Raw genomic sequence first — 21995 nt, forward strand, 5'->3', positions numbered from 1 at the left:
GCCCTCACCCGACGCTGACCGCGTGCTGCCGCTGCGGCGCGGGGCCGGCCGCGCGGTAGCGGCGCAGCGCCGCTTCGAGCAGGCGAAGGTTCTTCGGCTCCATCGGCGTCAGCGGCAGGCGCAGGTCGGGTTCGGCATGGCCGTCGAGCGCGAGTGCCGCCTTCGCGGGAACCGGGTTCGGCTCGACGAACAGCGCATCCGACAGTTCCGCCAGCTGCTCGTGCAAGGCAAGCGCCCGTGCCGCGTCGCCGGCCTGCCAGGCCCGCACGAGCGCCACCATTCCCTCCGGCGCGACGTTGGAGACGACGCTGGTCACGCCGACCGCGCCGGCGGCGAGGAAGGCCAGCGTCAGCCCGTCGTCGCCGGAATGGATCGGGAAGTCGGCGCCGCAGGCGCGGCGCAGCCGCGTCACCCGTTCGACCGACCCGCCGGCCTCCTTGATGGCGACGACGTTGTCGTGGCGGTCGCGCAGCGCCGCGCAGGTGTCCACCGCGATCTCGACGCCGCAGCGGCCAGGCACGCTGTAGAGCATGATCGGCAGGCCGGTCGAATCGGCCACCGCGCCGTAGTGCTGGATGAGCCCGCGCTGCGATGGCCGGTTGTAGTAGGGCGTCACGATCAGGAGACCGTCGGCGCCCGCTGCCTCGGCACGGCGCACCTTGTCCAGCGTCGCCAGCGTGTCGTTGGTGCCTGCCCCGGCGATCACCATCGCCCGCCCGCGGGCGATCCGGACCGTGCGGGTGACGAGGTCGTCGATCTCGTCCTGGTGCAGGGTCGCTGCCTCTCCGGTGGTGCCGGCCGTCACCAGTCCGGCGACCCCGGCCGCGATCTGGCGCTCGACCAGCGCCTCGAAGGCGGCGGCGTCGACCCGGCCGTCCCGGAACGGCGTCACCAGCGCCGTGAACACGCCGTCGAGCCTCTTTGCGTCGAATGTCATCGTCGTCTCCCTCTCAGAGCGTGTGGATCGATCGAAGATGCGAAACAATGCCCGTTGAAGTCGCTGCGGTTCCTGGCTTGATCTGCGCGGAAGCGGGCATTCTTCCACATCCTCTCAGTCGATCACCACGCGCGTTTCAGACATCTCGCGGATCGCGATGCGCACGCCCTCGCGGCCGAGGCCGCTCGACTTGATGCCGCCGAAGGGGACGTGCTCGGCGCGGAAGTCGGGGCCTTCGTTGACCATCACGCCGCCGACCAGGAGATCGCGCGAGAAGCGTTTCACCAGCGCGTGGTCATTGGTGAAGACACCGGCCTGCAGCCCGTAGGCGCCGGCATTGACCTCGGCGATGGCCTCGGCCGCATCGCTGAAGGAGCGGACCGCGATGACCGGGCCGAAGGTCTCTTCGGCGATGACGGGCGACCGCGGATCGACGCCGGCAAGGACGGTCGGCTCGACCAGCGTGCCCTGGCCGCCGCCGCCGGCGAGAAGCCGCGCGCCGCCTTCGACGGTTGCCTCGATGCGGTGCCGGACGAGGCCTGCGGCTTGCGCGTCGATCACCGGGCCCATGTCGGTCTCAACCGAGGACGGATCGCCGGTGCGGACGGCGGCGACCACCGCCAGCAGTCGTTCGGTGAAGGCGGCTTCGACGTCGCGGTGCAGATAGAGCCGCTTCACCGCCGCGCAGCTCTGGCCGGCGATCTCGAAGCGGTGCGCGACCGCCGTCGCCACGGCGCGGTCGAGATCGGCGTCGGGGAAGACGAACAGCGGATCATTGCCGCCGAGTTCCATGAGGCAGCGCACGAGGCCCGAGGCGTTCTTCAGCGCCAGACCCGCCGCCGGGCCACCGGTGAAGGACAGGAGGTCGATCGGCGCGCGGGCGAGCGACAGCGCGGCCTCGGCCCCGCCGTGCACGACCTGGAACAGGCCGTCCGGAAAACCGGCCTCCAGCGCGAGCTCCGCCAGCCGGGCTGCCGCCAGCGGCGCCTTCGGCGAGGGCTTCGCCACCACCGCGTTGCCGGCGGCGATGGCCGGGCCGAGCTTGTGGCAGAGGAGATTGAGCGGGTAGTTGAAGGGCGTGATGGCGGCCACCACGCCCGTCGGCTCGCAGGTGATGGTGGCGCGGCGGTCGACGCCGCCCGACACGATGCCGCAATGCAGCACCTCGCCGTCGAGGAAGGTCGCCGCGTCGCCTGCGAGCCGCAGCGTGTTCTGCGCCCGGCGAACCTCGTTGCGCGCCTCGGCGATGGTCTTGCCGACCTCGCTGCAGAGCGTCTGCGCCAGGTCCTCGGCATGGGCGGCGATGCGGCCCGCCAGCGCGTCGAGGAGGGTGCGGCGCTCGAAGGGCGTCGAACGGCGGAACCCGGCCTGCGCCTGGCGTGCGACGGCAACGGCCTGCGTGATGCCGGCGGGTGTGCTGGCCGCGATCTCGGCCACGAGCGTGCCGTCGAAGGGATTGCGGACGCGGATCGGCGGAGGCGCGGCGGGCGTGATCTTCGGAGCGGTCAGGGTCATCATGATCCTCTTGGTTCGTCGTCGGCGGCAAGCGCGGCGATCGACACCGGACGGGCGGGCCAGCGGTCGCGGCCGAGCCGGAGCGCGGGCTCGACGGGACCGCCGGGCCGCGACGCGGCGACGAGGTGCAGCACGTTGTCGGCGCAGAAGCGGCCCTGGCAGAGGCCCATGCCGAAACGGCCGTTGAGCCGGATCTCGCGCGGGCTGAGGTCGCCTTCCGCCAGCATGGCGCGCAGCTCGCCCGCGGTGCGCCCCTCGCAGCGGCACAGCACCGTCTCGTCAGGCAGCGCGGCAAGCGGATCGGCGCCGTCGACCGGCCGGAACAGGTCGCCGAGGATCGACTGCGCCCCGCGTTGCCGTGCCACTGTACCGTCGACGCGGGCGGGTCTGCCGGGCGCGAGGCGGGCGATGACCTGCCGCGCCGCATGGCGTCCGTCGGCGACCGCGGCGCGGATGCCGAGCGCCTCGCGGCAATCGCCGGCGCGGATCACGACCGGCTCGTCCCCCGAGGCGGCGGGCAGGCCGAAATCGTTCGGCCGGATGCCGTCGTGCAGTGCGACGATGTCGGCCGCTATGGTTCGTGCGTTGCCCCGGCGGTCGCGAAGCGTGGCGGCGAGCCGGCCGTCGCGCGGCTCGATCGCCGTGAGGCGGGTGCCGCGCAGCCACGGGACGCGGCCGGCGAGCACATGCGCCAAATGGCCGGCCGCTTCGACGGCGAGCCCGGGATGGGACGCGAGGCGCATGGCCGCCGCCGGTCGCGCGAAGGGATCGCCGGCCTCGACCAGCGCCACCGGCGGGCGGCCGAGACGGGCCAGATCGGAGGCCAGCGCGACCGTCAGAGGGCCGTTGCCGGCAATCAGGATGTCGCCGGGCGGCGGACTGCCGCCTTCCTTGAGGATCATCTGCAGGCCGCCGGCGGTCATGATTCCGGGCAGCTGCCAGCCGGGACGGGGCAGCACGCGCTCGACCGCGCCGACCGCGATGACCAGCGCGCGGGGCCGGACCGCGACGACGCGGCTTCCGGCGCGGTCGTCGAGCATCGCCAGTCCGTTGCTGTCGACGCCGAGGAAGACGTGGCGCAGTCGCGGCGCGACGCCGTTGCGTTCAAGAGCGTCGACGAGCCGCGACCATTGCCTGCGCCCTCGTGCGTGGACCTTCGAGGCCCGTCCGGCCGGCTGGCGATGATAGGCTCCGCCGAGTGCGGCGCGCTGCTCGGCCAGCTCGACCGACAGGCCGGCACCTGCCAGTTCGACCGCCGCCGCCACGCCGGCCGCGCCGCCGCCGATCACCAGCACGTCGCATCGCGAGACCTGCCGCTCAGTCATGGCCGGCTTCCGTCGCATCGACGCGGAGACCGTCGCGGGCAGGCGTCAGGCAGGCCTCGACCAGGGCGCCGTCGATGGCCACGAGGCAGTTCTGGCAGGCGCCGATGCCGCAGAAATAGCGCCGCGTGCCCCCTTCTCCCGCCCCGAACGCGCGCGTGCCGGCTTTCGCGAGCGCGATCGCGATGCTTTCGCCCTCGGCAAAGGCAACGGGCGCGCCGCGCCAGAGAAACTGTCCGCCGCTCATGCCACCAGGCTCCGCTGCGCGAAGCGGCCGGGGGCGAAGGGCTGCAGGTCGAGATCGGACGGCTCGCCGGCGACGATGCGGCCGACCGCCTGGCCGACGAGCGGACCGAGGCAGATGCCGTCGCCTTCGAAGCCGGTCGCCACGAAGAGGTTGTCGCGGCCGGGCATGCGCCCGATGAGGGGCAGGCCGTCGCGCGTGGCCGAGCGCACGCCGGAGAAGACGCGGATGACGCGCAGTCGCGCGAGCGGCGGCAGGAGACGCACCGCGCTCCCCAGCATGTGGCGGATGGCGGCGAGGTCGTTGCCGGTGTCGGCGGTCTCCTCGCGCGTGCCGCCGATGAGGAACTGGCCGGTGCGCAGCGGGTCGACCACGAGGCCGAAGCGGCGCGCGGCGGTGCCGGCCGCACCGGCGATGGCGTCCTTGCTGAGCAGGTAGCGGCACGACATCAGCGCGCCCGGCAGCGCGGCGTTGAGCGCCGATGCGCGCTCGGTGACGGCGAGCTGGCCCTTGCGCGGCCGCACGACGCCGGACAGGCCGATGAGGTCGGCCGTGCCCCCGCCGGCGGCGATGACGAACTGGTCGGCCTCGACCGGGCCGCGCGACGTGGCGACGGCGGCGACCGAGCGGCCCGAGGCGCCGGCGACGAGGCCGAGCACCGTGGTGTCGCGCTCGACGGCGACGCCGCTCGCCGCGATGAGCCGCCGCACGATCTCGTAGCCGATGGCGTGGCCCTCGTTGCCGACCTCGATGGCGAGCCGCACGCCGGTGGAAACGTCGGGCAGATAGCGCCGGAGCGCCTCGCCTTCGATGCGGCGGAGCGCCATGCCTTCGCCGGCCAGGGCGTCGGCGTGGCCGGTGAGGCTTTCGACCTCGCTCTCGTCCTCGGCCACCATCACGGTCGGGCGCGGCTTGAACAGGCCGGAGAACAGCCCTTCCCTCTCGAGCTGCCGGTAGAGCGCGATGCCGGCCAGCGCCGTCGTCATCATCGGGCCGGGGCGCTTGCTGGCGACCGAGACGGCGCCGTCGGCCGCGCCGCTGGCGGCGGCGGCGGGCGCCTCAGCCTCGATCAGCCGGACGCGGAAGCCGCGCTGCGCCAGGAAGTAGGCGGATGCGGCGCCGACGATGCCAGCCCCCACCACCACCACCGATCTGCCGCCCCTGCCATCCATCGACTGCCGTCACCCTTTCGTGCCAGACTTGTGTTGAAGCCATCTCTGGCGACGGGGATTTTCAGCGGCGCGCCTCTTGCTGTCGATGCAAGAAGGCGGCCTTGGCTGCGCAGCAAATTTGTAGGGACAGGGGATGAGCAAGGCGGCGAAAGGCAGGGGCGGCGTCAACCTGACGCTGATCCAGACCTTCTACGAGGTGGGCAGCCACGGCTCGTTTTCAGGGGCGGCGCGCGAACTCAACATCAGCTACCAGTCTGCGGCCAACCACGTGCGCCGGCTGGAGCAGATCCTGAAGGCGAAGCTGATCGAGTCCGAACAGGGCGCCAAGCGCATCCAGCTGACGCCGCGCGGCCGGGCGCTGTTCAACCTGCTGCAGCCCGAATTCGACATCATGCTGGCGCGGCTGTCGAAGCTCCTGGAGAACCAGCGCTCCGCGCTCAGGGTGGGCATGCCGCAGGCGATCTTCTTCTATCTCTTCCCCGACGTGCTCAGGATCTTCCGCGAGCGGCATCCGGACATGGAGATCGCGGTGGCCGAGCGCGACACGGTGCTGGCCGAGATGGTCAAGAACGGCAGTCTCGACATCTGCCTGTCGGAGCGCCATTTCGGCGATCCGGTGGTGCCGCAGAAGCTGCTCGGTTCCTACCGGCTGAGCCTCGTCTATCCGAGCGCCTGGGGCGCCGCACCCGCGCCCGAGGACGTGCCCGGCTGGAGCATCGGCCGGCCTTTCGTCACCTACGAGCCCGGCCAGACGCTGCGCAACCTGGCCCTCGACTTCCTCGGCCGCGACGGGCCAGCCGCGCAGCCGGCGATCTCGACTTCGGGCAGTTCGTCGGTCAAGCGCTGCGTGGAGACCGGCCTCGGCTTCGCCATCATCCCCTCCTGGTGCATCCGCGACGACGACCAGGGGATTTCGAGCGTCAGGCTGACCAACCTGCCGGCGGTCGGGGTCTATTTCGGCAATGCCGAGTTCTTGCAGAACCATCCGGCGGTGCGGGAACTGTTCGACGTCTGCCGCCAGCAACTGGTCGGTCGGGAGCTGGACGAACCCGGCGCGGACGGTCTCTGAGCAACCCCAACCTACAAAAATCGAGATAAGTCCCCGCTATTGTCTAGCATTGTCCCTGCCCCACCCGGGGTTACGCTGCGTCCGGATGTGCAGGAATGGCGATCCACCGCGCAAGCGGACCGGGGAACAACAAGGGGTTTGTCGAATGAAGATCCTCAGGACGATACTGGCGGGCGCGGCGATCGCGCTCGGACTGATGGGCGGAGCGGCGCAGGCGCAGAGCACCGTCGACGAGATCAAGGCGCGCGGCGTGCTGCGCGTGCCGGGCATCCTGAACGAGGTGCCCTACTTCTCCAAGGACCCGCGCACGGGCGAATGGAAGGGCTTCGTCATCGACATGGCGGGCGACATCGCCAAGACGCTGGACGTCAAGCTGGAGGTGGTGGAATCGAGCTGGGCCAACGCCATCCTGGACGTGCAGAGCGGCAAGGTCGACATGGCCTTCGCGGTCACGGCGACGCCGACGCGGGCGCTGTCGGTGTGGTTCTCAGAGCCGACCTATTTCAATTCCTTCGTGCTGGTGTCGGCCAAGGCCGAGCTGGAGGGCAAGACCTGGGCCGAACTCAACGACCCGCAATACACCTTCGCCGTCGATCTCGGCTCCGCGCAGGACCTGATCGCCACGCAGTACCTGCCGAAGGCCAACATGCTGCGGTTCAAGACCCGCGACGAAGCGATCGTTGCTGTGGCGACCGGCAAGGCCGACGGCCTCGTCAACACGATGCTGAACGGCCTTGTGATGACCAAGAAGACCGCCGATCTGGGCAAGGTCATGGTGCCGACGCCGGTGCTGTCGACGCCCTCCGTCGTCGCGGTCAATTACGGTGCGGACGAGGTGTGGAAGAGCTTCGTGTCGGGCTGGGCCGCCTACAACCGCCGCATCGGCAACAACCAGACCTGGATCGTCAAGAGCCTGGAGCCCTTCGGCATCACCCTCGACGACATGCCGGAAGGCTTCGGCTTCGGCGGCTGACGCAGGCGAAACGACGAGGATTGCGAGACGGCCGCCCTCCGGGGCGGCCGTCGGCGTTTGCGGGGACCGATCCCTGTTCCGGATCCGACGGATCGGCCGCCGGCGGACCGAGGTGAAGGCACCCGGACCGCAACCCGTTCCGTCTGCAGCCGTCCCGTGATCGAGCGTCGAGGGATATTCTTCGAAGGTTCGATGCCGTTCATGGCGTCTCCCGAAAGCAACGGTCCTGCAATACTGCAAATGCAAGTCCGGCAGGTCCGTTGCCGAAGACATCAAAGCCATGTTAGCGCATTTGGGAACAACATGAAGAATTGACGGGAATTCGCACCGAGCTCGGTTGGACGGGTGGTGCGACGCGGGTGCGGGACGCGGACCGGGGGGCATCGGACCGTGGCGCTCGCGGCGGGATATGGGGGACGTCATGAGTCGCGCATTGCTGGAACTGACGGCGCCGTATGCGGCGCCGTCATCGGACGCGGAACGGCGGATGACGCGCCTCTGGGCGGAGGTCCTGGACGTGGACACGGTCGGGCTCGACGACGACTTCTTTGAACTCGGCGGGGATTCGCTCGTGGCGGCCACGCTGGTCGCCGCGGTCAAGGCGGGTTTCGCGACGGAGATGCGCGAGAGCCAGATCCCCGAACTGAACACGCCGCGACGGCTTCTGACGCTGGTTTCCGATCACGCCGGACCAGCCCGTGCGGCGCTGCCGAGCAACGTGGTCGCCATCAATCCCGACGGGCGGCGTGCGCCGATCTTCCTGATCCACGGCGCAGCAGGCATCGTCTTCCTCAAGCCGCGATTCCGCGACGCGCTCCATCCCGACCAGCCGGTCTACATCTTCCAGGCGCAGGGCTACGACGGCGCTGCGCCGCCGCTCGACACCGTCGAGGCGATCGCGGCCGGCTATCTGCAATCGATCCTCAAGGTCCAGCCGGAGCCGCCCTGGCACCTCGCGTCCTTCTGCGCCGGCGGCTGGATCGCGGTCGACATCGTCCGGCAGATGCAGCTCGAAGGCCGCACGCCGGCGACGGTCGTCCTCGTGGACACCAACCTGCCGTCGGGGATGCGCAAGGACTACAGCCTGAAGCGGATCCACGTCGGCGGCATCCGGCTCCCGGCACTTCCGGATCCGATCGTCGGCATGATCAAGGGATCGTACGGCCTGGTGCGCCGGATGAAGCTCTTCCTCAAGACCGGCCGGTTCAAGGACGTGCACGACCCGGAGGCCTTCGAGGACCCCGCGATCCGGCGCCGGCTGGTGTCGGACATGCAGCGCCACAACAGGCAGCGCGGCACGAAGCGGACGAAGGTCTTCGCGGAGGGCGCGGAAAGCGCGGCATTGGCGCAGGAGGCCGATGCGCTCGACGGCATCTTCGGCAGCGAGGCGGCGGCGCTGACGACCACCCTGCTCCGGCGCGCCTATCGTGCCTACGTGCCGGCTCCGAGCGACTTCCCCTTCTCCTTCATCGTCAGCACGCGCAGATCGGCCGCCTTCGGCGATCCGGATTATCCCATCAACCGGCTGCTGCCGAACCGGAACGTGGTCATCTCGGGAGAGTCGCACGAGGATGCCGTCTCGTCGCGCGAGACCGCGCAGCTCATCCAGCGCCTGGTCGACGGCGACCACGCTTGAGCGACGCCGCCCGCGCGCCCGCTTCGACATCCGGCGGATCGGGCGCGCCGCGCATCCCCGGCGAGGCGGCGCTTCGAGACCTCGCGGTGGCGCTCGCCGACGTGACGCCCGGCCCGCTCGCATCGCGGGTCGTGCCGATCGACGGCACGTACGACCTGTTCGGGATCGAGGCGCGCGCCGTCGCCGATGCGGTCGACGGTCGCCGCCGCGAGTTCGCCGCCGGCCGGGAAGCAGCGCGCCAGGCACTCGCAATGCTGGGCGTGGCGCCGACGCCGATCCCCCGCGCCCACGACCGCCGGCCGATCTGGCCGGCGGGGCTCGTCGGCAGCATCAGCCACGCGGCCGGTTTCGCGGCGGCCGTCGCTGCCCGGGACCGAGACGTGGCGGGGGTCGGGCTCGACATCGAGGCCGCCGCGCCGCTCCGGGACGATCTGTGCGGCTGCGTCCTGACGCCAACGGAGCTCCGCCGGCGGGCGGCCGTGCCGATGGTCGCAGGCGTGCCACGCTGCAAGGTGACTTTCGCCGCGAAGGAGGCCCTGTTCAAGGCGGTCTATCCGATCACGCTCGGCTTCTTCGGCTTCCTGGATGCGGTGGTCGACGTCGGCGACGACGGATCATGGACCGCCGTCCTGCGCGATCCGCCCGCCTTTCCCCGGGCAGACCTGCGGATCGGAGCCGGCCGGTGGGCGGCGGCCGCGGGCATGATCGCGGCTTCCGTCTGCATCGAGACCGGCCGGGGCCCCCCGCGCTGACCGCTCCGGTGCCGTCGCGTGCCGCTCCGCCCTAAGCGGAGCGAGCCCGCCCGAGCAGACGCGACAGGAAACCGCGCGAGACCGGCTGCGGCGCGCTGGCGGGCCGGGTATCGAGATCGATGGTGGCGACGGGGGAGCCGTCATGGCGGAACCAGGCGGTCCGGTTGTCGACCACGTCGACTTCGACGCGGTAGAGACCGGCCTTGCGCGGAATGGAGACCTCCAGCGGAACGGAGACGCTGGCACCGGGCGCGAGGTTCGCGGGAAGCCGTCCGCCCAGACCGTAGAAGACCGGAGGTTCGGCGCCTTCGGCATGGAGCCAGTAGCCGACGGCGAGGCCGTCCTCGACGTCGCCCGGCCAGGGCGCGCCGCTGGCATTGGTCACCTCCACCTCGATGCGTGCGATGCCCCCGCCATTCGCGGGCGGCAGCCGTTCGGGAACGCGGATCGCCGCGCGGCGCATCCCGGCGGGAAGGATCGGTTGGCGGAAGGAGGATCCTGCGGGGTTGCCGGCCGCACCGGCAGACACGGCCGCGGCGACCTCCGCCCGGATCATCGCGGCCAGAGGCTTGACGTTCGGCTGCTTGAAGAAGCGACCGTCGTCGCCGGGGATCGCGTTGACCGAGACCGGTCCCGTCAGGAAAGGCTGCCAGCAGCGGTCGACGTCGTCGAAATAGTGGGTGGCGCTGACGAGGCTGCGTTCGCCGAGAAAGAGCGCCGTGCGGCCGGAATAGGCCATCGGCACCGTCTGCTCCTGGAGACAGAGGAGCGACACCGCCCTGCCCTCCTCCTCGAGCCGGCGGGCGATCTGGAAGGCGATCCTGGCGGCCTGGCAGTGGCCCCCGACGATGAAGGAGCCCGCGCGGCGGATCTCGATCAATTCGTCGGCGTAACAGGCGGCGAGCCTGTCGACGTTCTGCGGGGTGTTGTCCATGACGAGATGGCCCGACCGCATGCCGTAGAGCGGCTGGTCGGGACCCAGGAACCGGGCGAGTTCGGAGAATTCGGCATAGCCCTGGAAACACCAGAAGATCGGCGTGCCGGCGCCTTCCGTGTTCCTGCCGAAGACCAGCGAATCAGGCCGGTGGCGTGTGCCTCTCCAGCCTGCGAGGTGGCCGAGCAGCCCGTCGAGAATCTGCGGATCGAGCCTGGACGCCGCAGCGCCTGCGGCATCCGACGCATGGACGGCGTCAGCCCCATCCGGCTGGTCGGTTTCCTCCAGGATGGCAGCCATCCGCCGGATGGTGCCGAGATGCATGAGGGCCTTGCGCGGCAGCGGCCGACCGAGCCGCGCCTCGGTCTCGCGGATCAGCACCACCGAGAGCAGCGAATAGCCGCCGAGGTCGAAGAAGTCGTCGTCGATACCCGGTTCGGCATTCGCCATCAGGACGTCCCGCCAGATGGCGGCGAGTTCGCGTTCCAGCGGCGTTCGCGGGGAGACGGGGGCGCCGCTCGCCCGCGGCAGCCGCTCGACGAGCGCGGCATGGTCGAGATCGCCCGCGGCCGTGCGCGGAAGGGCGTCGAGCGGCACGAACCGCTCGGGCATCCGGCCGGCGGGCAGACGGGACTGCAGCGCGGCCTTCAGTCCGGGCGTCCGCGCGTCGGCATACTGGTCGAGCACGACGAAGGCATGGAGCCGCCGGCCGCCGGCCTCCTCTTCAACGTCAAGGACGGCGACGCTCTCCACGCCCTCCTGGCCGGCGATGACGGATTCGATCTCCGACAGCGTCTCGGCGGAGAAACGGTCTGGAGCCGATGCCGTGTCAGGCCGCGGCGCGGGAGCGGACGAGGAAGAACCCCCTCCCGCCTCCGATACCGCGTGGTCGGCATGGCCGGCAGGGCGCCGGGCCGGAGCGGCTGACGGCCCCGAAGCGGCGACGCCGTCGAGGACCGCCAGCATCTCGGCCTTCAGCCGCTCGTCGAGCGTCGGCACGGCGTGGCCGCGGTCGTGCTGCAAAAGCAGCGCCTTCAGGCAGCGCTGCGGGATGCCCAGCTGCTCCTGCAGGGTATGGAGCTCGTCGCGCGCCGAGATCAGGTGGACGGAGGGACAGGTGATCTGCCAGTCGGCTTCGGCCACCGCTTTCGGGAAGCGCGAGAGGGGTGACGACGAGACGTTGAGGTAGAGCCCAAGCTCCGGCCGTCGCGACGCCACCAGGGCGGCGACGAGGCCGCCGTCGCAGATGCCGCCGATCGCGTCGACGGGCGCGAGCTCGTCGAGCCTGGCCTGAACGGCCGCGATGCTTTCGGCCAGCCCCTCCTCGGTCGCCGCTCCCCAGCTGCGGTACTCGGACCGGTCGTAGAGACCCGCCTCGACGGCGGCGGCATGGAACTCCGGCTTGGGCGGGCAGCGGTGCGGTGCGTCGAGAAACACGAACTCGATCCGCGATTCGAGCCGTCCCATCCATTGCGTCGCCAGCAGGCTCAGTTCCATGAGGTCGGAATCGGCGCCCTCGCCATGCAGGAAGAGCATGCGCAGGGGCCTTGCGGCGGGCGGGGCGCCCGTTTCCGCCGGTTCCGCCGGTTCCTCGTCCGGTCTGCTCGTCCCGTCGGGCGTTTCGTTCGTGGCCGCGTCGAAGGCGGCGGCGATCTGCCCATGGAGCGCCCGCGGCGTCGGGTGGTCGCTGGCCGCCCAGACCGGCAGACGGCTGCCGAACCGCTCGTTCAGCCGTGTCGAGAGCTCCACTGCGGCCAGCGAGTTGATGCCGACGTCGTCGAGCCGGCTGTCGGGCTCGATCCGGACGCCCGAAGGTGCCAGGCTGCGCACGACGTCGACAACGTCGGCGAGCGTGACGGTCGTCCCACCGCTCCGCGGCGCCGCAGGCAGGGTGGCGGCCCGGACCTCATTCTCGAGCCTCGGGGCGGCAGCGTCGCCGTCGAGGACCCAGGTCTGCAGCGATCCGAGCTCGCCCGGCGCCAGCGCCGCGTCGACGCGCGCGGCAAAGCGCGCACGCAAGAGCTTGCCGCCGTCCGAAACCGGGAGCCTCGCCGCGCGGATGAGGGTCTTCGGCTGCATGGCGGCGGGAAGATGCCGGTCGGCCCAGGCATTGAGTTCTGCGAGATCGATCCTGGCCGACAGGGGCGCGACGGCGATCGCGACGTCCTCGCCGAGCTCCCGGTGCCTCCTGGCGAAGGCCATGATCTGCACGGTCTCCCCGCCGTTCCGGAAGCCGGGGTAGCCCCGCAGCATGGCTTCCACCTCGCCGGGCGCGATCGTCTCGCCGCCACGGTTGATCGCGTCCTTGATGCGGCCGCTGATGGACAGCCAGCCGGAGCCGTCGGCCGCCAGCCGGCCGAGGTCGCCGGTGCGGAAAAAGCCGCGCGGCGTGAGGTCGCCGACCGCATCCGCTCCGCCGGCGTCGATGCGCCTGGCGACGGTCGGTCCCTTCACCGTGACCTCGCCGACGACACCGTCGGCAACCGGCATCAGCCCGCCGGCCGGCGAAGCGTCCACGATCTCGACCTCGACGGTCGGCAGCACGCGGCCGACGCTGCCCGGGAGTTCGAGGCGGTAGGGCAGCGGCGGCGCGGCGATGGGCATGGCCTCGGTCATGCCGTAGGTCGGAACGATGCTGACCGCGTCGCCGAAGAGGTCCGCCAGCGCGCGCGCGGTGTCGTGCGGCAGATCGGCTCCGGCACTGCGCAGCACGCGCAGGCGCGGCCACGGCCGCACGGCCTCGAGTTCCGGGTGGGCGCGGGCATAGTCGAGGACCATGTCCCACATCGTGGGGACCAGGTAGCACCAGCTGGCGCCCTGCCCGTCCGCGAGGGCATCGAAGAACGCCTTCGGATCGAAGGCCTTGAAGAAGCGCATCGGCGTGCCCGCGAGCATCGGCGCGACGAGATTGCAGGCGATCCCGCCGACGTGGTGGAGCGGGAGCATGGAGATGCCGCGATCGGAGGCGCCGAGTTCCAGCGACCGGCCGATCAGCGCCCCGGACCGGACCAGCCCTGCCAGCGTAAAGCAGACGCTCTTCGGTGCGCCGGTGGAACCGGACGTGCGCAGGATCAGCACGTCGTCGGCGGGACCCCGCTTCGGCGTCGGCACGGCGCCGGCCGGAGAGGCGGGCGGCTGCGGCAGGGCGGCGAGTGCGCAGGAACCGCCGCGCACCAGTTCGACCACGACGAGGCCGGGCATCCGCGCCGCGGCTTCCCGCGCCTTCCGTGCCTCCTCGGTGCCGGCGACCACCAGCAGCGTGCGCGCCTGGCTCTCCCCGAGATGGGACAGCAGCATTTCGACCGGCGCTGCGCTGCCGATGGGGACGGCGACGTAGCGGTTCATGGTGGCCAGCAGCAGGGCCGCGAGTTCGACGCCGTTGCCGACGAAGAGGGCCACGCGGTCGCCGGCGGCGGCGGCCCAGGGAGCGAGATCGAATCCCGCCGCGTAGCGGCACAGCTCGCCGAAGGAGACGTCCTCGCCGACGGACCACGGCGCCTCAGGTGTCGGCGGCAGGAGGTCTTCCAGGCCCGGGCCGTCGGTCGCGTCCGGGCCGAGCATCGCCTCGATCCGGTCGAAGCGTTCGACCGCGCCCGACGCGTCGGCTGCCGCGACGGCGACGCCGTCGGGGCCGCGCCAGGCGTCGGCGACGACGCCGTTCGCCCAGGCGGAGTAGAACGAGCGGGGCTGCAGCATGTGGGGGAACAGGGTGATCTCGCCCATCAGCGGCCCGCGCGCACGGTCCGCGTACCAGTCGAGACGCACGAAAATGCCCATCCGTCCGGCGAGCCGCTGCGATTCCGCCAGCATGCGCGAGAGGCAGGCCGGCTTCCGGGCGGCCACCATGGCCTGGTCGGTGCAGACGAGGACCCCGTGCGTGCGCCAGCACGTCGCCGGATCCCAGGCGGGCTGCGCAAGCAGGTCGAACCTTTCGTCCACGAAGGCGACCCAGCCCTGCCCGGCGTCCCGGAAGTGGAGCTGGATCCACAGGAGCTTCCCGCCGACGTGGAAGAACTTGTAGTCCGTCGCCGCCGCGAACCCCAGCTCGTCGTCCACGAGTTCTTCCACGAGAAACGACGAGAAGTTGAAGGGGAAGACATGCCCCTCGTGACGGCAATAGCCGCGTGCCGCCATTTCGGCGAGTTCGGCGGCGACGACGGCGGCATCGAAGGGTGCGCCGTTGCGGGTGAGGTCGAGGCCGTCGCGGACGATGGTCACGCCGAAGGAATGGCCAGCGCCGACCGGCTTGACGACGAAGCTTTCCGGCAGGGTCGGCGCGAGAATGGGCAGCGTCTCCCGCAGACCCTCCTTCGGCAGGACGTGGAGCAGGCGGGGCAACGGGACGCCGAGCGATTCGAGATAACGGCGCTCCTCCAGCTTGTCGAGCTGGGTGAACGGAAACGGATTGGCGGTCGTGCCGACGAAGCGGTTGTGCGCGTCGCGACGCAGCGCGAAGCGCTCGTCATGCGCATACCAGCGCTTCTGCCGGGCCACGAGCTTCTCGTAGATGAAGGCCGGTCCGCCGCTTCGGGGAACGAGGGCTCCGGTGCGGCGTAGCTGGCCGGCTGCGAACGCGGCGCGACCGACGGCGCGGTCGACGCAGTCGAGGACGGGAAGGTCTCCTGCGCGCCCTGCCGGCTGGCCGAGAAGATCGCGCAGCAAGGCGACCAGACAGTACTCGGCCGCGACAGCCAGGGGCCGGTGCTCGGCATAGGCGGTGATCCGCATCCCGTCGCGCCCGTCCGGGTCGCTCGCCCGCGCGTCGCCGCCAGACGGCGGCAGCGTGACACGCAGGAGGAGGCCCCAGCGCGTCTTCTGGGGTCGCCTGACGGAATGCTCGCGGATGTCGGCAACGCCCTCGCCTGCCGCTTCCACGCCCGGGGCACGGAGGATGTTGATGTGCGCGACACGCTCGAACAGGGCGGCCGCCCGGTCGGGTCCGGCGACGGCCTCTTCCCCGTCCAGCCATCCGCCCCGGGGCAGGTGCGAGGCCGCGCGATAGGTGTCGGCGAAGGCCTCCCGAGTGCGCAGACAGAGCGACCGGAGCGTCTCGCCCTCGCGCAGGCGCACCGCGACGGGAACCGACGTGTCGAGGCAGCCGACCAGGCTCTTCAGGTACCCGCCGCGCTCGCGATTGGACACGACGTGGCACAGGAGCATGTCGGCCTCGCCCGACAGGGCGCCCGCGTCCCCGCAAAGGCGGGCGGCCAGAGCCGAGAAGAGAGCGTGCAGCATGAGCGGCAAGGTGGTGTCCAGCGCGGAGGCCATGGCCTCGAGCGCGTCGCATTCGGCTGCCCGCAGGGTCGACGCGCTCGCCGGGCGCTCGCCGAGATCGAGGGCGTCCGGATCGGCGAGGCGTGGGACGGGTCGGCCGGCCGAAACGTCGGCACCGGCGAGAAGCGTGCGAAGCTCCGGTCCCGCCGCCGCGTCCGCGACCGGATGCGCGGTGCCCTGCTGCCGGACCACGTGGTCCACGAACGTGATCGATGCGGCTTGCGCGGCGCGGAACTCGCCACGCGCGATCATCGAGCGAAGCTGTCGCGCCAGGCTCTGCATGCTGATCCGGTCGGTGAAGACGTGGTGCATGGTGATGCACAGCCAGTGCCGCCCGTCCCGGTCGGCGGACGCGAGGACGAGCGCGCGGGTCGACGGGGCGAAGGGCGAGGCTTCCTCGCCCTCGAAGGCCTCGATCAGGCGCATCGCGTCGCGTTCGGAGGCGGGGGCCGCGGCGAAGCGAACCGGCAGCTGGAAGCCCTCGACCGCCTGCTGCAGGACGCCTCCTTCCTCCCCGTCGACGAGGACCAGTCGCATCGCATCGTTGGCATCGCACAGCGACTGCGCCATGGCCGGCAGGAAAGCGGCCGGCAGGGCGGATGCCGGCATGGACAGGCAGAGGCTGACATTGGACCAGCTCCCCCAGCCCAGCCGCTCCAGCTCGACCCAGACGGCCTGAGGCCCCGTCAGCGCCACCGGCCCGGCCACGGGTTCCGCCGGAACGTCGGCCGTCGCCTCGTGCGCGACTTCGCGCAGCGACGCGGCCAGCGAGGCGACGGTGGCGCCGCCGAGGATGAGCTCGTAGTCGGCGCGATAGCCGTTCTCCTCCAGCGCCTCCAGCAGGTCCACCGCGCCCAGGGAATCGAGGCCCTGCGCCACCAGCGTCAGTTGCGTATCGACCGGCTGCTGCAGGATCGACGATGCAAGCGTCGCGACGAGGTCTTCCCGGTCAGAGACAGTCGCATCCTGTTTTCTCTGCAGTGTTTCAAGCATCGTTCGCCCGACCTCAAGTCACCCGGGCGGCGCCGGTTACGAAATCAACGAAGACCGCCGCCACACGTCCTGAAGGCGCATGGTGACCAATCGATATACGGCGGTTGTGCTTGGGTCGGCAAGTGTTCCGCTCTTCGATCGACAGAAGATGCGGATCGCGGCGAGGGTCGAAAAAGCGCCTCCTCACGGCTGCCACGGCACGCGGGGCCGGCACTCCTCACACCTTTCGGGCGAGATCGCCGCCCTGGCCGCCGCCGGGATCATCCCGACGTCGAGACCCGCCGGCCGGCCGCATCGACATTGCGACCGGCGGCAACGGCGATACGGCGCGCGACCTTGCTGCGGCCGGTCGCGGCGCCCAGATCCGTCAGCGGGTGAGCTTCAGAACCTTGCTGCGCAGGTCCCCGCCGGCAGCCCAAGGCCTGGACGTCGGATCGACGTGGATGGACACGCCGCCGAGGTCGTCGCCGCCGTCCGGATCGGCGCCTGGAACGACGATGGCCGCCCCGGGTCCTCCCAGCGATCCGGTACCGGGATCGACCGCCGCAGGTCCGCCCTGATAGCCGCCGCCGGCGCCGCCGGTGCACGGTCCACCCGCGCAGACGATGTCGGGATCGCGGACGGCCGCGACCGGCGCGGTGGCGCTGTACTGAGACGACGGATCCGGCGACCCGCCGGGATCGGTCCCGCCGAACTGCGGTGCCGGATCAGGGTCGGCCGTTCCTCCTGGATCATACCCGGCGTTGGGATCCGGGTTGTAGGGGTTGCGCCCGGAATAGTCGGGATCCTGCGTTCCGTAGGCGTTGACCAGGGCGTCAGGATCCATCCCCGAATAATCGATGTCCGGATCGGGAACCGCCGCCACCGGCTGCGGATCGATGCCGCCGCCGGGCGCCGGCGCGGCGGGCATCTGCATGATGACCGGCTGGACGAGGACCGGACGGGCGGGCGGTGGCGCCTGGACCACGACCGGCTGGGCGGCGGGCACCGGCTGGGGCGCCGGCTGGGGCGCAGCCAGGACGGGTGCCGGGGTCGGCGCGACGGGAACGGGCTGGACCGGTGCCCTGGCGACCGGCACGGGTGACGGTGTGCGCGGGCTGATCGTGCTGTTGGGCGGCGCGGCGGCGACCGGAGCCTGCCTCGCCACGGGCGCAGGCGCCTGCACCACGGCCGGCGCGCGCTGCGGCTGCCGTGCCGCCTGCAGCAGCGGAGCGACGACCTGACCGATCACGGCCGGCGACGGAGCCGGCTGCGTCCGCGCCACGAACGGTGCGGGGGCGGCCTGATACGCCGGGGTCCTGGCGGCGCGCGGCGCGGCAGCGGGGGCATTGCCGAGACCCGAAACGGTGGAAGCCGGCGCCGCAGGAGCCGTCGACGGATCGAGAGCCGCCCGGTTCGGCGTTGCGGCCGGCGGCGCTGCCGCGGCGGTCGTGGCCGGTGCGGGGTGCAGCGGCATGGCGGCGACCTGCGTGGCGATGATCCTGGCCTCGCGGTAGGCGACCTGCGCCTGCGTCGCCCGGCCGGCGTCTTCCGCCTCGATGCCGGTCTTCAGCTTGCCTGCCAGCTGCAGCAGCAGCGCGTTGCGACGATTGAGGTACTCCTCGCGCGCGTTGCCGGCGTCCCGGGCGAAACCCGCCGCCAGCCGGAAGCGCAAGGCAGCATGCATGAAACGGCCGTCCCGGACGGCCGCGAGGGCGCTGCGGTTGAACTCGCGGCTCCTGATCCCGTTGCCGGACGGATCCGCGCCGGCGTTCGACAGTCCGTCGCTCGGTTCGAGCTGGGACAGGGCCTGCTGCAGAAGGCCCGCCGCACCGCCCGGCGCCGGTCGGACCGATGACATCGGCTGCGGACTGGGATCGAGAATGCAGAGCCAGGAGCAGCCGGGGCAATCGTTCTCGGCGCCCAGCTTCAGCCCCGGCCCGCAGAACGGATCGGCGCCGGCCGGAAACGACCAGAGAGCGAACAGAATGCCGCCGACGAGCGCATGCCTCGACTTCCACGTCTTCACGACACGCCCTCCGTTGCGCTGTTTCCCACTATAGTTGAACCGCCCCGGAATGCAATCGAAGCACTCACTTGTTCCATATCCAGTTCGCCTTTGCACCGCAGATCTGGTTGATGCGCTGCGCCGACTTGGTATAGCCCCTGAGACTGTAGTTGATCTCGGTATCGTCGCCGCCCTTGGACGAACGTCCGCGAACGTCCATGGACGTGCCGCGGCGGAAACCGCGCACCGCATCCGAATCGATGCAGCTCCCGGAGGGGCAGTTCCTGGTCGTCAGCGGTTTCATGTTCTGCCCTTCGAAGGTACCGGTCACGCCGCGGCGACCGTCGATGTAGAGCTCCGCCTTGCCGCCCTGGTAGTAGTCCGTGCCGCCGTCTTCGCTGGAACGGTCGAGCGAAATCCAGATGTTGGGATCGCCGCGCTCGACGCCGATGTAGAAATAGGGCTTTTCGGTCCGCCAGCCGAGGTCCGGATAGACCGACATCGCCACCGTGGCCATGTAGCAGCGGTCGCCGGTCCGATAGACGGTCCAGTCGCCGTTCTGCTCCACGACGGCGCCCATCCAGCTCAGATCGACGTCGCGCATGCCGGAGATGACGTCGGTGGTGAGGCTGAAATAGCTGGTCGTGGCCGTACCCGTCGGAACGATGCGCAGGAAATAGGTGCCGCGCTCGACGGTCTCCTTGATCGCCTCCTGCTCGGCACCGCTCTTGTTCGACTTGGCGATGATGGCGCCGAACTGGTCCTCGAGGTAGAGGTCGAGGTCGGATGCGGCGACGAAACCGAACAGGTCGGCCACGACGACGCCCCGTTCCGACGTCACCTCCAGCTTGTAGTAGCGCGTCTCGGCCTGCTTCAGCGTCTCGCTCTCGAAGCCGCTGGTCACCTTCGCGCGTGCCCTCGCGATGGCGGGATCGATACGGGTCACGGCAGGGGTCGATGGCTGTTCGGTCACGTAGTAGAGCCGGAACGGCGTGTAGCGGGCGCCCGCGCCGAGGGTGACCCGGGCGTGGTAGTCGCCGGCCTGCAGATCGCGCGCGAAGACTTCGTCGCTGGTGCCGGGCCGCTTGTGGTCGGACTGGACCGCCTGCCCGCGCGAATCGACGATCTCCATGTCGGCGGCGTCCTTCAGTCCGGTGAGTTCGACGCGCAGCTTGGCCGGATCCTTCAGCTTGATCGGAAGGAAGAGCCGGCTGTCGCGCGCCGTCAGCAGACCAGGATAGGACTTCCGGGCCATCGTGCTGCGCCGCGCGTCGGCGATCGTCTTGCCGAAAGCCTCGTCGAAGAGCCGTTCGGGTGTCACCTTCATCCGGTAGGTGGTGGAGCCGTTTCCTTCCGCGCTGACCTGGAGGAAACCTCTGGCCCCCTGCGCCAGCGGAACGGTGAGATCGACCGCATCCTTGCCGGCCTCGGACGTCGCGCGCATGACCGTCTGCTGCCGGTCGTCGAGGAGCGCGACCGTGACGGGGGCCTTGAGCTCGGCGACGGTGACCAGCAGCCCCGCGCGGACGTCGTCCATGTGGACCGGGTAGGTGTCGGCGCGGTCGCCGGCACCGACGAAGCCCTTGACGTCGATCCCCTTCCCCACCGGCGCGGCCTGGGCCAGCGCCGCCGATTCCGGCCGCGGGATGCCTGTATCGGCCGCCGGCGTCTTGCGGATGACCAGCGAGTAGGATTTTTCCTCGCTTCCCGGGTTCACCGCGGTCGCGCGCACGAAGTAGCGGCCGGGTATGAGGTCGTTCGACCTGACCACCGACTTCGCCTTCGAGGACACGCCCGAGGCGTGGATCGTGTCGGCCTCGTCGAGAATGGCGAGCTGCAGATCGCCCTCGGCCTCGAGCTGCACCTCGACGGCGGCGAACTCGGCCAGCCCGATCTCGAAGAAGTCGACCGTGTCTGCCGCCGAAAGCCTCTCCGAGACCTGGATCTCGCGCTGCGTCAGAGCGCCGAGCTTGCGCGCGTCGCCGAAGCTGTTGCCGGCCTGGTCGCCCGTCTCGTCGATCGACTTGTACTTGGAGGCGAATTCCTCCTGCAGCTCGGACGACCCGGTGCGCTCGGTGCTGCCCGCCACCGGAAGTCCGACCGCCAGCCGCACGCCGACATAGGGGAAATTCTGGACGAGGAGCCTGCCGTCGGCGTCGTCACGGCGGAAGGCCGGCTGCTCGTCGCGCATGGAGACGCGGTACTGGTCAACCGGGAGCCGGTAGCTCGCCCCGCGCGAGACGTAGGCGCCGACGGCACCGAAGCCGTTCTCCGCGGTGAAGGGATTGAGCATCAGTTCGCCGGCATTGCCCATCATGTCGTAGACGCCGAAGAGCCTGTCCTTCGAGCCGATCGCCAGGAGCCGCTGCGGGTCGTTGCCGAGATGGGCGAAATCCTTGAGCGTCCGGCCGGCCGGCAGGAGCGGAATGTCGCCCTGCAGCGCCTCGCGCGTGATCCGTCCGGCCACGAACTCGCCGCCGCCGCGCGCGACGAACTCCCATTCGTGCTCCGTCGGCAGACGCACGAAGGCCGGATAGTCCGGGTTGCGCGACAGCGAGATGAGCTTGTCGCCGCAGGCCTTGTTGCCGATGCAGAAGAGATTGAACAGGTCGAGTGCCTCGACGTAGTCGCGATAGCTCAGATAGGTGATCGGCTCTGCCAGCAGATCGGCGATCGGCTTGGTCAGCACGCCCGCGCAGCTGCCGTTCGCGTTGGCATAGTCCGAGATGGCGCGCAGGACGCGTTCGTCCTTCGTGCGGGCGTAGAGGGCCTCGACTCCTCGCCGCAGCTGGCCGTTGCCGAGAATGAAGGCATACTGCCCCTTGGTCAGTTCGTATTTGCCGATGTAGAGCGACGAGTTGCGGACGCCGTCGGTGATCGGCGACGCCACACGCACGGCGAGCGGCGTCTCGAAGACCACCTTCCGCGACGACCCCATCGTGTAGGTCGTCTTCTCGTCGCCGTAGAGGTCACCGGTCCCCAGCCCCACGCGGGTGAACACAAGGGGCATTCCCCCGGGCCCCGGCAGGATGAAGTCGTCGCCGTCCGGATGCGGGTTCGACCAGGACGCGAAGATTTCGCTGGTCAGCGAGACCGCCGGGCAGGACTGGGCCAGCGCGGCCGTCGCGGGCGCGAGCAGGGCAAGGGCCGCAGCGACCGTCCTGAGCAGCATGTTCGTCATCCCTTC

Annotated in this window: 12 protein-coding genes; 4 read left to right on the forward strand and 8 right to left on the reverse strand. The window is 70.7% G+C overall.

All coding sequences use genetic code 11. The features are described 5' to 3' along the window. Positions 1-4: 4 nt before the first annotated feature. The 5 genes from dapA to IAI54_RS07035 all read right to left on the reverse strand — a co-directional run bounded on the left by dapA (position 5) and on the right by IAI54_RS07035 (position 5190). Positions 5-937: a 4-hydroxy-tetrahydrodipicolinate synthase gene (gene dapA, locus IAI54_RS07015; RefSeq protein ID WP_187971663.1), complete on the reverse strand. Its 933-nt coding sequence runs from the start codon at positions 935-937 to the stop codon at positions 5-7. A gap of 114 nt (positions 938-1051) precedes the next feature. Continuing rightward, on the reverse strand, positions 1052-2455 hold the full coding sequence (locus IAI54_RS07020) for an aldehyde dehydrogenase family protein (RefSeq protein ID WP_235679283.1): 1404 nt from the start codon (positions 2453-2455) through the stop codon (positions 1052-1054). Beyond that, positions 2452-3777, reverse strand: a complete 1326-nt coding sequence (locus IAI54_RS07025; RefSeq protein WP_187971664.1) for an FAD-dependent oxidoreductase — start codon at positions 3775-3777, stop codon at positions 2452-2454. Before IAI54_RS07025 ends, IAI54_RS07020 begins: the two co-directional genes overlap by 4 nt. Then, the gene (locus IAI54_RS07030) at positions 3770-4021 is read right to left on the reverse strand and encodes a 2Fe-2S iron-sulfur cluster-binding protein (protein ID WP_187971665.1); all 252 of its coding nucleotides are present in this window, start codon (positions 4019-4021) and stop codon (positions 3770-3772) included. The genes IAI54_RS07025 and IAI54_RS07030 overlap by 8 nt, the downstream gene beginning before the upstream one ends. Then, positions 4018-5190 (reverse strand): NAD(P)/FAD-dependent oxidoreductase, encoded by a 1173-nt coding sequence (locus IAI54_RS07035; RefSeq protein WP_187971666.1) that lies wholly within the window; start codon positions 5188-5190, stop codon positions 4018-4020. The genes IAI54_RS07030 and IAI54_RS07035 overlap by 4 nt, the downstream gene beginning before the upstream one ends. Before the next feature lie 133 nt (positions 5191-5323). Between IAI54_RS07035 and IAI54_RS07040 the strand changes: the two genes are divergently transcribed. The 4 genes from IAI54_RS07040 (at position 5324) to IAI54_RS07055 (ending at position 9620) form a co-directional block, all read left to right on the forward strand. Further along, the gene (locus IAI54_RS07040) at positions 5324-6259 is read left to right on the forward strand and encodes a LysR family transcriptional regulator (protein ID WP_187971667.1); all 936 of its coding nucleotides are present in this window, start codon (positions 5324-5326) and stop codon (positions 6257-6259) included. A gap of 145 nt (positions 6260-6404) precedes the next feature. Next, positions 6405-7232, forward strand: a complete 828-nt coding sequence (locus tag IAI54_RS07045; RefSeq protein WP_187971668.1) for a transporter substrate-binding domain-containing protein — start codon at positions 6405-6407, stop codon at positions 7230-7232. Positions 7233-7719: 487 nt separating this feature from the next. Further along, positions 7720-8868, forward strand: coding sequence for a thioesterase domain-containing protein (locus IAI54_RS07050; protein WP_187971669.1), 1149 nt, complete (start codon positions 7720-7722; stop codon positions 8866-8868). After that, entirely contained in the window at positions 8865-9620 is a 756-nt protein-coding gene (locus IAI54_RS07055) for a 4'-phosphopantetheinyl transferase family protein (protein ID WP_210321220.1), read from the forward strand. The genes IAI54_RS07050 and IAI54_RS07055 overlap by 4 nt, the downstream gene beginning before the upstream one ends. A gap of 31 nt (positions 9621-9651) precedes the next feature. Here IAI54_RS07055 and IAI54_RS07060 read toward each other — a convergent pair whose 3' ends face one another. The 3 genes from IAI54_RS07060 to IAI54_RS07070 all read right to left on the reverse strand — a co-directional run bounded on the left by IAI54_RS07060 (position 9652) and on the right by IAI54_RS07070 (position 21989). Beyond that, entirely contained in the window at positions 9652-16821 is a 7170-nt protein-coding gene (locus IAI54_RS07060; protein WP_187971670.1) for an AMP-binding protein, read from the reverse strand. 367 nt (positions 16822-17188) lie between these two features. Further along, complete coding sequence (locus IAI54_RS07065; protein WP_187971671.1) at positions 17189-18829, reverse strand: hypothetical protein; 1641 nt, start codon at positions 18827-18829, stop codon at positions 17189-17191. Between the two features lie 64 nt (positions 18830-18893). Continuing rightward, positions 18894-21989 carry an SUMF1/EgtB/PvdO family nonheme iron enzyme gene (locus tag IAI54_RS07070; protein WP_187971672.1) on the reverse strand — a complete coding sequence of 1032 codons (3096 nt, stop codon included), beginning with the start codon at positions 21987-21989 and terminating at the stop codon, positions 18894-18896. Between the last annotated feature and the right edge of the window lie 6 nt (positions 21990-21995).

Source organism: Aquibium microcysteis (assembly GCF_014495845.1).
Taxonomy (GTDB): Bacteria; Pseudomonadota; Alphaproteobacteria; order Rhizobiales; family Rhizobiaceae; genus Aquibium; species Aquibium microcysteis.

Bases quoted from the DNA above. Each gene is read 5' to 3' on its own strand.
- IAI54_RS07025 (WP_187971664.1), bottom strand. From the start codon at position 3,777: ATGACTGAGCGGCAGGTCTCGCGATGCGACGTGCTGGTGATCGGCGGC.
- IAI54_RS07035 (WP_187971666.1), bottom strand. From the start codon at position 5,190: ATGGATGGCAGGGGCGGCAGATCGGTGGTGGTGGTGGGGGCTGGCATC.
- IAI54_RS07030 (WP_187971665.1), bottom strand. From the start codon at position 4,021: ATGAGCGGCGGACAGTTTCTCTGGCGCGGCGCGCCCGTTGCCTTTGCC.
- IAI54_RS07040 (WP_187971667.1), top strand. From the start codon at position 5,324: ATGAGCAAGGCGGCGAAAGGCAGGGGCGGCGTCAACCTGACGCTGATC.
- IAI54_RS07070 (WP_187971672.1), bottom strand. From the start codon at position 21,989: ATGACGAACATGCTGCTCAGGACGGTCGCTGCGGCCCTTGCCCTGCTC.
- IAI54_RS07050 (WP_187971669.1), top strand. From the start codon at position 7,720: ATGACGCGCCTCTGGGCGGAGGTCCTGGACGTGGACACGGTCGGGCTC.
- dapA (WP_187971663.1), bottom strand. From the start codon at position 937: ATGACATTCGACGCAAAGAGGCTCGACGGCGTGTTCACGGCGCTGGTG.
- IAI54_RS07020 (WP_235679283.1), bottom strand. From the start codon at position 2,455: ATGATGACCCTGACCGCTCCGAAGATCACGCCCGCCGCGCCTCCGCCG.
- IAI54_RS07060 (WP_187971670.1), bottom strand. From the start codon at position 16,821: ATGCTTGAAACACTGCAGAGAAAACAGGATGCGACTGTCTCTGACCGG.
- IAI54_RS07045 (WP_187971668.1), top strand. From the start codon at position 6,405: ATGAAGATCCTCAGGACGATACTGGCGGGCGCGGCGATCGCGCTCGGA.